A 14,303-nucleotide genomic window follows, 5' to 3' on the forward strand; every position below is an offset into this window, starting at 1 on the left:
TTAAATGGAATTAAGGAGAATGAGGGGACATCTTGAGGATTTGTTTGAGTATACGAAATAAGCCTAAAAGAGGCTTCGCTCTTTTAGGCAGTATGATTAAATAGAAGTATCGTATCTCTGCTCAACTCTACTCATCTCAACTACCCTAGTCTCATTCTCATCTTCTCTAAGCTTGCAATGCCGTTCACACCTGTGTGTAAACTTCGGCTGTTCATATCGTATTATAATTCCTTGTTTTTTGTCAACTGTAAATCAGGCCGAAGCGTGACAGCCTCTTCCAAGTATACGTGCTGTATGTCTTCCTGCTTGACATCTGTCTGAACGGTCATTAAAACGCGAATACACTTCTTTAGACCTCCATCAATGTCAAGCTCTTGCATACAAGTGACAGGCACATAGGTCCATCCTTCAAACTGCCTGAGTGCTTTTGCTGGAAAAACAGAGTGAATATCTTGTGTAGCTGAAATCAAGATCTGCACGACACGCTCTGGATCTACTTGATTTTTTGAAATGATCGCTTCTAGCAGCTGCTTCGTTTTGGTTAACACTTCTGTTTCTGTATCTTCTGTCACAGTTGTAGCCCCGCGTATCCCGCGAAACATCATAGACAGCCCTCCTCCCGTTTCCATTCTTCGAGCCAGTGATACAGCTCATCTTTTGTGAAAGATTGCAGGGTGACGTCTCCAACTTGTTTTAGCAAAACAAATTGAACACTCCCACCTCTTGCCTTCTTATCACCAATCATGCGATCGACAAATGTTTTGGTTGAAATCGTTTGTGTGACTTGTACTGGGAACCCTAGTTCTTTCATCCACACTTTAAGTTTCTCACGATCTAGGCTGAGTCCTTGCTCTTTTTCACTGACATATAAAGCAAACTGCATGCCAATTGCAATGGCGTCTCCATGCGTGATCGCACCGTATCCATACTCCGCTTCAATGGCATGCCCTAGTGTATGACCTAAATTCAAATATGCCCGCACACCTTGTTCTTTTTCATCTTCTTGAACAATGGATGCTTTCACTTGAATCCCTTGATAAAGCATATGTGCCAGTTCATCCTTTGATAATTCTGTCAACGAACGAATGGACATCAGTTCTGATAAAAAGACTTCACTTGAAATCAGTGCATGTTTTATCACTTCTGCAAAGCCTGATCTCAGCTCTATTGGTGAGAGTGTCTCTAGCATACTTGTATCATAGATGACAGCAGCCGGTTGATGAAACGCACCAATTAAATTTTTGCCGAGCGGATGATTGATTCCGGTTTTTCCGCCGACTGCACTATCATGTGCAAGCAGCGTGGTCGGTACTTGAATAAAATCAATGCCTCTCATATAAGTGGCAGCAGCAAAGCCAGCCAAGTCTCCAATCACCCCGCCTCCTAATGCAATGATACATGAGGAGCGGTCGAGTTGAAATTGGATGGCTTTCGTATGAATCTGCTCAAACTGCGCAAAAGATTTTGATTGTTCTCCGTTTGGCACCACTACTTTTTGTACAGACCATTTCTGTTTAAGTAATTGAACCATTTCATCTCCATAAAGGGCATCGACGGCTGAATCTGTCACGATGAAGAGCTTCGTGTAGGATCGCCCAGTGGAAGTAATCAAGTCTACGATATTTTGTCTAATCCCATCACCGATATATACAGGATAAGTGGCTGAAGACGTCTTCACTTCCAGTTTTTTCATTAAAACTCCCTCTGAAGCTGGCGCATTTTGTCCACATTTTCTTTAATGCGGTCAATTTGATCAAGACCAAACTGCTCAACCACTGCATTGGCGATTTCCCATGCAACGACTGCTTCTGCTACAACACTTGCGGCTGGAACAGCACAGCTGTCAGAACGCTCAATACTTGCAGAGAAAGGTTCTTTTGTTTCAATATCCACGCTTTGCAATGGTTTGTATAAGGTTGGGATTGGTTTCATAACTCCTCTTACGACGATTGGCATGCCAGTTGACATTCCGCCTTCAAGACCACCTAAACGGTTTGTTTTTCTCGTATAGCCTTTTTCTTCATCCCAGATGATTTCATCATGAACTTCACTGCCATTTTTAGAAGCCGCCTCAAAGCCAATACCGAATTCAACCCCTTTAAAAGCGTTGATACTAAGTACTGCACCCGCAAGCTTGCTATCCAGTTTGCGGTCATAGTGTACATAGCTGCCGACCCCAACTGGCATCCCTTCAACGATGACTTCGACAATACCACCAATTGAATCGCCGTTTTGCTTCGCTTCGTCAATGGCATCCATCATTTTTTGACCAGCTTCACTGTCATAGCAGCGAACAGGTGATTCTTCTGTTACTTTTTGCAAATCTTCAATAGATTCATAAGCGGTATGGGAAGCTTTTACTCCACCAATTTCAAGGACGTGACCAGCCACTTTGATTCCAAGGTGAGCCAAAATTTGTTTCGCTACTGCGCCTGCTGCTACACGAACCGTTGTCTCGCGTGCTGATGAGCGCTCTAATACGTTTCTCATATCACGGTGACCATATTTAATCGCACCATTTAAATCCGCATGCCCTGGTCTTGGACGAGAGATTTGACGCTTCATTTCACTCTCTTCTTCTTCAGTAATCGGCTCTGCACCCATGACCTTTGTCCAGTGCTTCCAATCATTATTTTCAACAACAAGTGCAATAGGAGAACCTAATGTTTTCCCGTGGCGGACACCACTTAACACTTTCGCTTGGTCTTTTTCAATCTGCATTCTTCTTCCGCGGCCATGACCTTTTTGTCTTCTAGCCAGTTCATAATTGATGTCATCCTGCTCTATGTAAAGTCCCGCTGGAACTCCTTCAATAATTGTGGTCAGTTGTGGACCATGTGATTCACCTGCTGTTAAGTACCTCATGACTCATTCTCCCTTCATCGCATTAACGCTTTTAAGTAAAACTATGATAACACACTTCCTACTAAAAAGTCAGCTACTACCCCTTCTTTTGATAAAAGAAAGTATCAGCAGAGGTTAATCCAAACTTTTCTGGGTGAAAAATTTGTTCTGTAGAACCAACAAATAATACGCCGTTTTGCTTTAAACTGCTGCTCATTTTTAAGTAAATTTCTTCTTTCGCCTCTTCTGTAAAGTAGATGAGGACATTTCGGCACACGATGAGATCCAGCTGTTTTTCATATGGATCTGCTAAAAGGTTGTGTTTCTTAAATTGAATGTGCTTTCGAATCTCATCCTTCACCGTGTAAAATGAAGAATCTTCTTTGGTGAAATATTTTTGCTTGATTTGATCTGGCACCTCTTGCAAAGATCGTTCATGATATCTTCCTTTTTGCGCGGATTGCAGGACTTTATCATCTATATCTGTTGCAATAATTTGGAAGTCCTTCACAAGCGGATGGCTTGATAGCAACATTGAGAGTGTATACGGTTCTTCTCCAGTAGAGCAAGCTGCACTCCATATTTTTAGGGTGCCGCTGTTTTTTGAAAGCAGCGGCAGGATTTTTTGATCAAGTACTTCCCAGCGCTGATAGTTTCGGTAAAATTCTGACACATTGATCGTCATTCGATCCATCGTTTCATCTAATAGCGCTTTGTCCTTTTCAAGAGCAGACGCAAATGCCTCAAAATCTTTATATCCTTTTTTATCATAAAGAGATGTTAATCTTCGTTTCATTTGTGCTTCTTTATATAAATTCAGATCTACCCCAGTTAGTTTTTTCCATTTTCCAACAAATACTTGATACTGATCCATCAATGTCCTCTCCTGTCTCATCTATCTTTGTCCTAGTATAGCTGTTTTTATCATAAATTTGTATCATCTCATGCGAAAAATCGTATAGAAATCTCAATATAAAAAAGCCAAAGTGATCATTTGATGAACACTTTGGCTTGAACATTAATAAATCCAGCTTGAGATCGTTTGATCCCAGTTTGTCAGTTCTTCTTGTTTGAAGAAAAGGTTGATTTCTCTTTCGGCACTTTCTGGTGAGTCTGAGCCATGGATAATGTTTTTGCCAACAGTTAATCCATAGTCGCCTCTTATTGTTCCTGGAAGCGCTTCCTTCGGATTTGTCTTTCCAATTATCTGCCTTGTTACGTCTACGACTTGTTCACCTTGCCATACCATCGCAAATACAGGTCCTGACGTAATAAAGTCAACCAATTCACCGAAAAATGGTTTTTCTTTATGCTCTCCGTAATGTGTTTCTGCTACTTCTTTTGGAATGCTCATGAGCTTTGCTCCAACAAGCTGAAGCCCCTTTTTTTCGAATCTTGACACAATTTCACCGATTAATTGTCTTTCCACACCATCAGGCTTGACCATAAGAAATGTTTTGTCCATATACGTTTTCCACCCCGTCGTTATGTATGTATAGGCTTACATTGTTACAAAGTGATCGTATCATTTTTTTTTATAATAATCAATTTTTGACAAAAAATTTCACAAAAAAACCAATCAACGAAACGTTGATCAGAATTTTCGTTTACCAATATATTTTGCAATCGACGCTAATGAAGATTTAGCCCGCCCACGCGGAAGTTGATCGAGCTGTTCAAATGCTTTTTTCAAGTACATTTCACTCACTCGAATGGAACGGTCGATCGCATCTGTTTGCTTGAGATGTTCAATCACAGGTTTCAGCTGCTTTTCCGTCGTTTCACTATTGATCAGCTTCAACTGACCTTCTAACGTCGGGTTCTGAAGCGCATATAAAACGGGAAGAGTGACATTTCCTTGTAAAAGGTCCCCGCCAACAGGTTTGCCTAATTCTTCTTCAGTTGATGTAAAATCAAGGACATCATCAATGATCTGGTACGACATACCAACATAGTACCCAAACCAGTAAAGGGCTTTATGTGTTTTTTCATCTGTTCCAGCTGCAATCGCACCTAATTGGCAGCTGCCTGCAATAAGCAAGGCTGTTTTTCGTTTAATTCTTCTTAAATATGTACGAAGGTTTTGGTCCATGTTGTATTTATCTTTGACTTGTTCTATTTCCCCAAGACAGAGCTCGACGACCATTTTTGACAAAATTTCATGTGCCATTGGGTGATTGATTTTCGTCATGTACTCGAGTGACCTTGCAAATAAGTAATCCCCCGTGTACATCGCAATTCTGTTGTCCCATTTTGCTTTAATCGTCGGTTTTCCTCTTCTCAGTTCTGCATCATCAATGACATCGTCATGGACAAGTGATGCCATATGGATTAATTCAAGCGCTACGGCTACATATTTAATTTTATTAATATCATAGTCACCAAACATGCCTGAAAGGAGAACAAAAACGGGGCGGATTCGTTTTCCGCCCGCTTGCAGCAAATGAAGACCGGCTTCACTTAATAATGCATAATCAGAGCGAACAGTTTGTTCAAGCTCTTTTTCAATTATATCGATATCATGATTTAGAAAAGAAATCATTGCTTTTAGTTTCATTATTTTCACCCAAATATCGTTTATTCAAAGCTTCTTTCCGATATGTGTTGCTGCTACACCGCCTGTAAATGGATGATACGTGACATCAGACAGACCGGCCTCTTCAAAAAGAGACGCCAGTTCTTTCATGCCAGGGAACGTTTTGGCTGATTCTTGAAGCCATGAATACTCCTGATAGCTTTTGGCAAACAGCTTGCCAAAGAGCGGCATGATGTATTTGAAATAGACATAATACCCTTGTTTAAACCCAATCATCTCAGGCTGTGATGTTTCAAGGCAGACAACCATTCCACCGGGTTTTACCACTCGTGTCATTTCCTTTAGCACTGTTAAGTAATCAGGGACATTTCGAAGGCCAAAACCGATTGTGACATAATCAAATGAGTTGTCCTCAAAAGGAAGCTCCATTGCATTGCCGTGGAGCAGCTCAATTTGATTGTAGCCACCTGTTTTCACCTTCGTTTCGCCAACACTCAGCATATTTTTACTGAAGTCAAGACCTTTGACCTCGCCTGTTTCTCCAACAGCGTCTGCAAGCGCAATCGTCCAATCGGCAGTTCCGCAGCATACATCTAGTGCTTTGGCTCCTTTTTGAACATTCATGAGCTTCATTGTTTTATCGCGCCATTTTTTATGCTGTTTAAAGCTAATGACAGAGTTCATTTGGTCATAGTTTTTATAAATTTTTTCAAATACACCGTGTACTCGCTGTTCTTTTGATTGCTGCATGACTTACCCTTCTTCCACTTTCTGATGGTACGCAGGTTCATTTTTCATATGATCCAAGCGATTTAATAGCTCTTTTTGAACGATCGGAGATGAAACTAGATGCTCCTTGATTGATCGTTTGGCCTTTTCATAGCCTTCACTTTCAAAGTTGTCAAAACATGTATAGGCGTCCGTATAGCTATCGTTCAAAAAAAGTTTTAAATGTTTGTCGTCTTCTGCTTGTTTCATAAAACGTTTATAAACAAGGAAGCGACTTGCAATTTCATTCCAATGCGTCAATTGAAAATGCTCAGAAATTCTTTGGAATAGCGCAGATTCTACTGTAGCAACACTTTTATAAAAGTGGGCTGCATCTTGAATGGATCGATCATATAGTCTAATTTTATGTTCATTAATCTCTTTGATCGCCGTGGCGAGAGTACGGATCATGTAAATATCTTTCATGTCAGAGAGAAGAGAGTAATAGAGACCGCTGAAATAGTCTCCTGCTAGGATGGTCAACTGACGATTTTTGAACTCGTCTTGTTTGATGGCTGCAGCAGTTGTGACTTCGTCATGGGTATCAAGGGCAATTTGCACAAGCATCGCCGTTAAAATATAATTTTCTTTTTTCTCAGCATCGATTTGAGCTTCATCAAACATTGCATGAAAAAGAAGGAGCTTATCTTCATCGATGAGCGGCGCACGCAAATGCTTCGCCAAATAAGGATGAGAAAGCTTTTTGTTTAATTTTATATTCAGATTAGATAAAATTCCGTAGATGTCTTGCAAAGATATCACCCTTGTCCCAAAAATTACAGTTTCATATGTAGCTCTCTACATTGTATAGAGATTTATTATACCATATCAGGCCTGACTTTCATGCTATCAAGTGCATAGTCGTGCGTTATTTCTTTGCTTCGCTTTGAATTTCACCGAAGCTTGTTTGAATGACAGCATCGCCCCGCACTTTGATGGCTGATGTGTGCTCAGTAAATTGTGCGATAATGACTTCACCTTTATCGAGCTTTTCGGAATGGTGAAATCTTGTATCGGAACCTCTAGTTAAGCCGATCACATTGACACCATTATCAATGGCTTTAATCACCACAAAATCAGATGCTTTATTTTCACTCAATCTGTTCACCTTCCATCTATGGATTAGTCGTTTTTAATAAATGAAAGCACTTCTGCTCTTGCTGCCGCATCATTTGCAAATGTACCGCGTACGGCTGAAGTGACTGTTTTAGCGCCGGGCTTCTTCACTCCGCGCATCGTCATACACATATGCTCTGCTTCAACGACAATCATCACACCATGTGGATTTAAAGTTTCCACCATACTATCTGCAATCGTTGATGTAATGCGCTCCTGAAGCTGCGGGCGCTTTGCCACGGCTTCTACTGCTCTCGCCAGCTTGCTGAGTCCCGTTACTTTTCCGCCGCGCGGAATATAAGCGACATGGGCTTTGCCATAGAATGGCACAAGATGGTGTTCACACATTGAATGAAAAGCAATATCTTTTACAAGAACAAGTTCTTCATGATCTTCACCAAAAATGGTTTTAAAATGTTCTTTTGGATCTTCATTTAATCCCGAGAACACTTCTTCATACATTTTTGCTACTCGTTTTGGGGTATCAAGAAGTCCTTCACGATCTGGATCTTCTCCGATTGCTTTTAATATATCGCGTACCGCGTGTTCGATTAATTCTTTATTTATTTCACTCATGTATTATATCCTCCAAAGGCGATTACATTTCATTCAGATTCTAGCACACTTCAGATCCTAAAAGCAAAGGAGAGCGTTCTAAACAAACCATTTGATTCAAAAGGAAAAGCCCCTTATCAAAGGGGCTTTTCTAGACCAGTGTGAAACTGTATATGTATAACTCCTTCAATAGGATCATTACACATAACGATTATTTACCTGCCACCGCGTCTTTAAGTGCTTTACCTGGTTTGAAAGCAGGTACTTTGCTTGCAGGGATTTCGATCTCTGCACCAGTTTGTGGGTTACGTCCTTTACGAGCTGAACGCTCACGTACTTCAAAGTTACCAAAACCAATAAGTTGGATTTTGTCACCATTTTTAAGTGCATCTAAAATTGTATCAAAAACAGAATCAACTGCTTTTGTCGCGTCTTTTTTAGATAACTCGCTTGCTTCAGCAACCGCGTTAATAAGTTCTGTCTTGTTCATGCCTTTCACCTCCTCCCAAAAATATGCATTCAATAGATTGTTATCATTTCTTCACAATTCATCTTCTTTCTATACACTTTTTTTGAAAAAAAGAGCGTCTAGAAAGCGTCATACATGGCTTTTCATTAGAAAACTTCTCTTTGAAGGAATGTTTGTCCAACAAAGTGAAGATTTTCTGTAAGTAGATTAACACATATGAAATACCATATCAAGCATTTTAAAGGGAAGAATCCTTATTCGTCAAGGATTAAGGGCACTTTTGCGAACGAATATTCCTAATTTCAGCCTGAATCTGACTAATCTTTATACAATTGTCTTTTTATGACTTCACCCGCACGCAAAAAAAGACCCCATCAATGAGAGGTCTCACATCCTATAGAATAATCGCGATCAGACCGCCTGATCCTTCGTTAATAATTCGTTCAAGCGTTTCCTTTAGTTTATACCTTGCATTTTCCGGCATTAGCGAGAGTTTTGCTTGAATGCCTTCTCTGACAAGCGAGCTGAGTGAGCGTCCAAATATATCGGAATTCCAGATAGAAAGCGGATCATCCTCAAAGTCTTGCATTAAGTATCGGACGAGCTCTTCACTTTGTTTTTCTGTTCCGATAATCGGCGCAAACTCACTTTCTACATCTACCTTAATCATATGAATAGATGGTGCGACTGCTTTTAATCTGACGCCGAATCTTGATCCTTGCCTAATGATTTCCGGCTCATCTAAACTCATATCCGACAAAGCTGGTGCCGCAATTCCATAACCAGTCTGCTTCACCATTTTTAAAGCGTCAGACACTTGATCATACTCCGTTTTCGCATGTGCAAAATCTTGCATGAGCTCAAGAAGGTGATCTTTGCCCCTAATTTCCACACCAACCACTTCTTTTAGGATATGATCATATAGATCATCCGGCGCATACAGATCAATTTCTGCGATCCCTTGACCCATTTCAATGCCTGCTAAGCCCGCTCTTTCGATAAAATCGAATTCACTGAACTGACCTACCACTCGGTCAACATCTCTTAATCTCTTAATATCCTTGACGGTTTCTTTCACTGAATCCTGATAACTCTCTCTTAGCCAATGATCTTCTTTTAGTACCATGACCCAGCTTGGCAGGTTCACATTCACCTCAAGCACTGGGAATTCATATAATGCTTCACGAAGTACACTGAGGACGTCTTGTTCTCTCATACTTTCGACACTCATCGCGAGTACAGGAATATCATATTTTTGACTAAGTTCCTGCCTCAGTGCTTCTGTTTCAGGGTGATAAGGTCTCACAGAGTTGATCACCATAATAAACGGCTTTCCAACTTCTTTGAGTTCGTCAATGACACGTTCTTCTGATTCAATATAGTCATGTCTTGGGATTTCCCCAATTGATCCATCTGTTGTAATCACAACACCAATGGTTGAATGCTCTTGAATGACCTTGCGTGTACCAATTTCCGCTGCTTCATGAAACGGGATTGGCTCTTCATACCACGGCGTATTAATCATTCTCGGACCATTTTCATCTTCATACCCGCGTGCACCAGGCACGGTGTAGCCTACACAATCGACAAGCCTAATGTTGACATCCAGGCCGTCACTCACGTGAATGGATGCCGCTTGATTTGGCACAAATTTTGGCTCTGTGGTCATAATGGTTTTTCCTGCTGCGCTTTGCGGCAATTCATCCTGTGCTCTTGCACGGTCTGCCTCATTATTGATATTCGGGAGCACCACGAGCTCCATAAACTTTTTAATAAACGTAGATTTCCCTGTACGAACAGCTCCAACGACTCCTAAATATATATCGCCTCCTGTTCGTTCAGCGATATCCTTGAAAATATCGACTTTTTCCAAGTGATCCCCTCCCGGACTTGCTATCCTCGTTTTCAAATAAAATACTCTATACTTCAATCAAACGGTGCTTGAAAGGTGTCAGGACAATATATGTGTATGACGTTGTCCTATTTGAATATGACACCTTTTTTGTTTTGAGAGTATGTTTAGCCATAAAAAAACCTTTCTCCTCATTTATATGCAGAGGAGAAAGGTTCATTCTTGTTTATGACGTCTTTTTTTCTAAAAAAGCCGGCTCACCTTTTTTGTTGATCGTATATGGAACAGAAAACGCTGGTACAAACGGGGTTTCCTGCCAATAGACATCTTGAATATTTTCACCTGGTTTCAGCTTTTGTTTCGTATTTTTCAAAATCTGGGCAAAATCACTGCGATAGTCAACATAGATTTCGCCATTTGAGGAAATCAGTAATGGAAGTGATTCACCCGTGACAGGGCTCGTCACTGTAGGCGGTGCTTTTAACCCTAGTTTTTTTTCATTTAACGTATATAAATCTTTGGATACTACTTTGCCATATGGCGGATATGTATGTTCATCTTGATATATTTTGATCCTTAGACGTAATTCACTGATCGTTTGTGTCATTTTGACATCAAGCAGTTTCACCGTTGGGTTTTGTTCGACGTCTGTGAGGACATAGATATATTCGCCCCCGCCTTCAAAAGATGTCGACGGTACATCGTGTAAATATCTTGGTGACAGACGCTTAAAGTCAATGACATACTTCTGATAAATAGGTGTGTCGCCTTCTTTTGTTTCAATCGGTAAAAGGCCATTTGTCGCTTTTTGAAAATCTTCAATCGCTGTCTGCACACTTTGCAGCTGCTCTTTATATGGCACGCGGTTTTCAGCTTTGCGATTCTCTGGATAGAGGCACCCCGTAAGTAAAATAAGTGTTAACAGCATGACACTGATTTTTGCTTTGATCATCACATTCTTCCTTTTTCTTTATTCATTGACCGGCCCGCTAACTACAACTAAAAACACAATGATACCTGATATGAGCATTAAGCTGTACGCGACAGTTGAGGCTGTTATTTTCAGAAATCGGCTCTTCAACTTAAACCTACTCAAATAAATGGTTACAACGGCTAAAAACATGAGCCCCATTGAACCAAGCGCAAACCACATCTTGATTAAAGCAAAACTCATCGTGCCTGTCCCCCTTTAATATAAACGAATTGTAAGCGTTTATATTTCATTCTAAACCAAAATTAAGTAAAATATCAATCATTTTTCCAATCATTCAGAAAAAAGTGAATAAAAAAACTGAAGCAAAGAGGGGGACTCTGCTTCAGTCATTAGGTCGACTATTTTTCCTCATTCTGTAGAGGCAAAGCTCTATTCAAACTTCATTGTTATGTTATGCAAGTCTTCCCCTTCTTGCATCCTCTACACGCCTAAGTTCAGTCTTCCAATTACTTTGTTTGGTTTTCGAACATGTTCACAAGGTCTTCCATCTCATGTGTTTTCACACGTGCCATCAAGGATTCTACAGCATCGTCAACCTTTTTCCCTTCAAATAGGACGCCGTAAAGAGCCTCTGTAATCGGCATGCTGACCTTGTATTCTTTGGAGAGCTGATAAGCGCCTTTTGTTGTGCGGACGCCTTCGACAACCATCCCCATTTTTTCAAGCACTTCTTCGAGCTTATATCCTTTACCGAGTAAATTACCGCAGCGCCAGTTACGCGAATGAACACTTGTACATGTGACAATCAAATCTCCAACACCTGTTAATCCGGCAAACGTAAGAGGGTTTCCTCCCATTTTTGTGCCGAGGCGGGCGATTTCAGCAAGCCCCCTTGTGATGAGCGCTGCTTTCGCATTATCGCCATATCCGAGTCCATCTGTGATCCCTGCCGCAAGAGCGATGATGTTTTTCAGCGCCCCGCCAATTTCCACCCCAATCACATCAGGGTTGGTGTACACTCTAAAATGATTGTTCATGAACAAATCTTGAACAAATTGAGCTGCTTCAATATTTTCTGACGAGACAGTCACAGTTGTCGGATGACGCAAGCCAACTTCTTCAGCGTGACTTGGTCCTGACAGGACAACCACTGCTTCCCTTTTCGCTTCTGGGACTTCTTGTTCAATCATTTGAGAAATTCTAAGAAGCGTATCTGGTTCAATTCCTTTACTGACATGAACAAATGGCACCTTTGACGTAATGAACTCATTGGCCTGTTTCAATACTTCTCGAATAGCCTTTGTTGGCACAGCGACAATAATCGCATCTGTCCCTTCTAGTGCCTGTTTCATATCTGTTGTCGCTTGAATAGACGCTGGCAATGCAACATTAGGCAAGTAATCATGATTTTCATGTTTCTCATTGATTTGATCAATTAATTCTTGTCTATGTCCCCACATGTGTACATCATGATGATTATCAGCTAATACAAGCGCAAGAGCTGTTCCCCAGCTCCCTGCTCCAAGTACTGAAATTTTCTTCATCCTGCTCACCCTTTTTATTTTCTCGCTCTCGCAAATATTTTAATTGGTGTTCCTTCAAAACCAAATGCATCTCGAATTCGGTTTTCTAGGAAACGCTCATAAGAAAAGTGCATAAGTTCTGGATCATTTACAAACACAACAAAGGACGGCGGTTTGATCGCCACTTGTGTTGCATAGTAAATTTTCAGACGCTGTCCGTTATGGGTCGGCGTTGGGTTCATTGCTACGGCATCCATGATAATATCGTTTAGAATGTTAGTTTGAACGCGCATCGCATGATTTTCACTAGCGGTAATGATTGTTGGCATTAACGTGTGAATTCTCTTTTTCGTAAGAGCAGACATGAATAAGACAGGTGCATAATCAAGGAATTGAAAATGCTCGCGAATGTTTTGCTCAAATTCCTTCATTGTACGCTCGTCTTTTTCAACAGCATCCCACTTGTTCACAATGATCACAACGGCTTTACCCGCTTCGTGTGCGTAGCCGGCAATACGTTTATCCTGTTCAATAATGCCTTCTTCACCATCAAGAACAACAGCGACAACATCCGATCGATCAATGGCTTTCAACGCACGGAGTACACTGTATTTCTCTGTTGTTTCATATACTTTCCCTTTTTTTCTCATACCGGCTGTGTCGACAATGACAAAGTCACGTTGGTTGTACGTAAACATTGTATCTACAGCATCTCTTGTCGTACCAGCGATGTTGCTGACAATGACACGTTCTTCACCGAGCATCGCATTCACCAAAGAGGATTTCCCTACATTTGGGCGGCCGATTAAGCAGAACTGGACCACTTCTTCATCATACTGTGTATCTGGTAAGTTTTTGAAATGCTCTGCGACAGCATCAAGCAGATCACCTAGACCGAGTCCGTGCGTTCCAGAAATCGGATACGGTTCGCCAAATCCAAGTGCATAAAAGTCATACACGTCGCTTCTCATTTCAGGGTTGTCCAATTTATTGACAGCAAGTACGACAGGTTTTTTCGTGCGATATAAAATTTTTGCGACTTCTTCATCCGCAGATGTGACGCCATCTCTTCCATTGACCATAAAGATAATAACATCCGCTTCATCCATTGCGATTTCAGCCTGATGGCGAATTTGCGCCAAAAACGGCTCATCTCCAATATCAATTCCACCAGTATCTATTAAATTAAAGTCATAATTTAACCATTCAGCAGAGCTATAGATTCGATCTCTTGTTACACCAGGTGTGTCTTCTACAATCGATATTCTTTCGCCTGCGATTCGATTAAAAATTGTAGATTTTCCAACGTTGGGCCTTCCAACAATGGCTACGACAGGTTTACCCATAGTACCCTTCCTTTCAATCCAGCCGCGATTCAATATGTTCATCATCATGTTTCAACCGGGATTTATAATTTTCATTCAGTTTTATGAAATAAACCCTTCAAACATGAAGGGTTCAACTTATATATTATATCAATTTTTAATCAGACCACAATGAATAACTTAAAAATGTTTGACGATCAAGTAAAGATCTTCTCCAATGCCGTGTGCAATTCCATCTAAAATGGCCTCTAAATTCATGGCATACATGTCGAGCTCTTCTTTATTTTCACAGAAAAAAACGGCTGTTCCGCCAATGACCCGCTCTTTATTTGTTGTCGCCACAGCCAATATAAATTGTTCAATGGTGTTCGCCATGCCCTA

17 protein-coding genes are annotated in these 14,303 nt (G+C 40.8%); all 17 read right to left on the reverse strand.

The annotated features are described in order from the left end of the window. Positions 1-221 precede the first annotated feature (221 nt). On the reverse strand, positions 222-605 hold the full coding sequence (aroH, locus tag MHH31_RS10380; protein WP_008344549.1) for a chorismate mutase: 384 nt from the start codon (positions 603-605) through the stop codon (positions 222-224). Beyond that, positions 602-1,693, reverse strand: coding sequence for a 3-dehydroquinate synthase (gene aroB, locus MHH31_RS10385; protein ID WP_342494794.1), 1,092 nt, complete (start codon positions 1,691-1,693; stop codon positions 602-604). The genes aroH and aroB overlap by 4 nt, the downstream gene beginning before the upstream one ends. Then, positions 1,693-2,865 (reverse strand): chorismate synthase, encoded by a 1,173-nt coding sequence (gene aroC / locus MHH31_RS10390; RefSeq protein WP_008344548.1) that lies wholly within the window; start codon positions 2,863-2,865, stop codon positions 1,693-1,695. Before aroC ends, aroB begins: the two co-directional genes overlap by 1 nt. 76 nt (positions 2,866-2,941) lie before the next feature. Further along, positions 2,942-3,718 carry a protein-glutamate O-methyltransferase CheR gene (locus tag MHH31_RS10395; protein ID WP_008344547.1) on the reverse strand — a complete coding sequence of 259 codons (777 nt, stop codon included), beginning with the start codon at positions 3,716-3,718 and terminating at the stop codon, positions 2,942-2,944. A 144-nt stretch (positions 3,719-3,862) separates the two neighbouring features. After that, entirely contained in the window at positions 3,863-4,309 is a 447-nt protein-coding gene (gene ndk, locus MHH31_RS10400; protein WP_003216015.1) for a nucleoside-diphosphate kinase, read from the reverse strand. 129 nt (positions 4,310-4,438) lie between these two features. Next, positions 4,439-5,401, reverse strand: coding sequence for a heptaprenyl diphosphate synthase component II (gene hepT, locus MHH31_RS10405; RefSeq protein ID WP_007500951.1), 963 nt, complete (start codon positions 5,399-5,401; stop codon positions 4,439-4,441). Between the two features lie 24 nt (positions 5,402-5,425). Next, positions 5,426-6,130, reverse strand: coding sequence for a demethylmenaquinone methyltransferase (locus MHH31_RS10410; RefSeq protein ID WP_342494795.1), 705 nt, complete (start codon positions 6,128-6,130; stop codon positions 5,426-5,428). A 3-nt stretch (positions 6,131-6,133) separates the two neighbouring features. Beyond that, entirely contained in the window at positions 6,134-6,901 is a 768-nt protein-coding gene (locus MHH31_RS10415; protein WP_024718505.1) for a heptaprenyl diphosphate synthase component 1, read from the reverse strand. A 115-nt stretch (positions 6,902-7,016) separates the two neighbouring features. Further along, positions 7,017-7,247, reverse strand: coding sequence for a trp RNA-binding attenuation protein MtrB (gene mtrB / locus MHH31_RS10420; protein ID WP_008344541.1), 231 nt, complete (start codon positions 7,245-7,247; stop codon positions 7,017-7,019). Positions 7,248-7,270: 23 nt separating this feature from the next. After that, complete coding sequence (folE, locus tag MHH31_RS10425) at positions 7,271-7,840, reverse strand: GTP cyclohydrolase I FolE (RefSeq protein WP_003215789.1); 570 nt, start codon at positions 7,838-7,840, stop codon at positions 7,271-7,273. Positions 7,841-8,030: 190 nt separating this feature from the next. Beyond that, positions 8,031-8,309, reverse strand: coding sequence for a non-specific DNA-binding protein Hbs (gene hbs / locus MHH31_RS10430; protein WP_003215863.1), 279 nt, complete (start codon positions 8,307-8,309; stop codon positions 8,031-8,033). Between the two features lie 373 nt (positions 8,310-8,682). After that, positions 8,683-10,161, reverse strand: coding sequence for a stage IV sporulation protein A (gene spoIVA / locus MHH31_RS10435; protein ID WP_008344534.1), 1,479 nt, complete (start codon positions 10,159-10,161; stop codon positions 8,683-8,685). A 205-nt stretch (positions 10,162-10,366) separates the two neighbouring features. Beyond that, the gene (locus MHH31_RS10440; RefSeq protein ID WP_007500961.1) at positions 10,367-11,092 is read right to left on the reverse strand and encodes a hypothetical protein; all 726 of its coding nucleotides are present in this window, start codon (positions 11,090-11,092) and stop codon (positions 10,367-10,369) included. 18 nt (positions 11,093-11,110) lie between these two features. Next, a complete protein-coding gene (locus tag MHH31_RS10445; protein ID WP_024718503.1) occupies positions 11,111-11,314 on the reverse strand; it encodes a DUF2768 domain-containing protein in 204 nt (67 codons plus the stop codon). A gap of 266 nt (positions 11,315-11,580) precedes the next feature. Further along, positions 11,581-12,618, reverse strand: a complete 1,038-nt coding sequence (locus MHH31_RS10450) for an NAD(P)H-dependent glycerol-3-phosphate dehydrogenase (RefSeq protein WP_024718502.1) — start codon at positions 12,616-12,618, stop codon at positions 11,581-11,583. 14 nt (positions 12,619-12,632) lie between these two features. Beyond that, positions 12,633-13,943 carry a ribosome biogenesis GTPase Der gene (gene der / locus MHH31_RS10455; RefSeq protein WP_008344528.1) on the reverse strand — a complete coding sequence of 437 codons (1,311 nt, stop codon included), beginning with the start codon at positions 13,941-13,943 and terminating at the stop codon, positions 12,633-12,635. A 159-nt stretch (positions 13,944-14,102) separates the two neighbouring features. Further along, the gene (locus tag MHH31_RS10460; protein ID WP_008344527.1) at positions 14,103-14,297 is read right to left on the reverse strand and encodes a hypothetical protein; all 195 of its coding nucleotides are present in this window, start codon (positions 14,295-14,297) and stop codon (positions 14,103-14,105) included. Positions 14,298-14,303: the final 6 nt, after the last annotated feature.

The sequence above is a fragment of the Bacillus sp. FSL K6-1033 genome (genome assembly GCF_038630765.1).
In the GTDB taxonomy this organism is placed as follows: Bacteria; Bacillota; Bacilli; order Bacillales; family Bacillaceae; genus Bacillus; species Bacillus altitudinis.

Excerpts from the sequence above, each read along its gene's own strand:
- hepT (WP_007500951.1), bottom strand. The coding sequence starts at position 5,401 with ATGAAACTAAAAGCAATGATTTCTTTTCTAAATCATGATATCGATATA.
- aroH (WP_008344549.1), bottom strand. The coding sequence starts at position 605 with ATGATGTTTCGCGGGATACGCGGGGCTACAACTGTGACAGAAGATACA.
- MHH31_RS10395 (WP_008344547.1), bottom strand. The coding sequence starts at position 3,718 with ATGGATCAGTATCAAGTATTTGTTGGAAAATGGAAAAAACTAACTGGG.
- folE (WP_003215789.1), bottom strand. The coding sequence starts at position 7,840 with ATGAGTGAAATAAATAAAGAATTAATCGAACACGCGGTACGCGATATA.
- MHH31_RS10450 (WP_024718502.1), bottom strand. The coding sequence starts at position 12,618 with ATGAAGAAAATTTCAGTACTTGGAGCAGGGAGCTGGGGAACAGCTCTT.
- MHH31_RS10445 (WP_024718503.1), bottom strand. The coding sequence starts at position 11,314 with ATGAGTTTTGCTTTAATCAAGATGTGGTTTGCGCTTGGTTCAATGGGG.
- aroB (WP_342494794.1), bottom strand. The coding sequence starts at position 1,693 with ATGAAAAAACTGGAAGTGAAGACGTCTTCAGCCACTTATCCTGTATAT.
- hbs (WP_003215863.1), bottom strand. The coding sequence starts at position 8,309 with ATGAACAAGACAGAACTTATTAACGCGGTTGCTGAAGCAAGCGAGTTA.
- aroC (WP_008344548.1), bottom strand. The coding sequence starts at position 2,865 with ATGAGGTACTTAACAGCAGGTGAATCACATGGTCCACAACTGACCACA.
- MHH31_RS10460 (WP_008344527.1), bottom strand. The coding sequence starts at position 14,297 with ATGGCGAACACCATTGAACAATTTATATTGGCTGTGGCGACAACAAAT.
- MHH31_RS10440 (WP_007500961.1), bottom strand. The coding sequence starts at position 11,092 with ATGATCAAAGCAAAAATCAGTGTCATGCTGTTAACACTTATTTTACTT.
- MHH31_RS10410 (WP_342494795.1), bottom strand. The coding sequence starts at position 6,130 with ATGCAGCAATCAAAAGAACAGCGAGTACACGGTGTATTTGAAAAAATT.
- ndk (WP_003216015.1), bottom strand. The coding sequence starts at position 4,309 with ATGGACAAAACATTTCTTATGGTCAAGCCTGATGGTGTGGAAAGACAA.
- der (WP_008344528.1), bottom strand. The coding sequence starts at position 13,943 with ATGGGTAAACCTGTCGTAGCCATTGTTGGAAGGCCCAACGTTGGAAAA.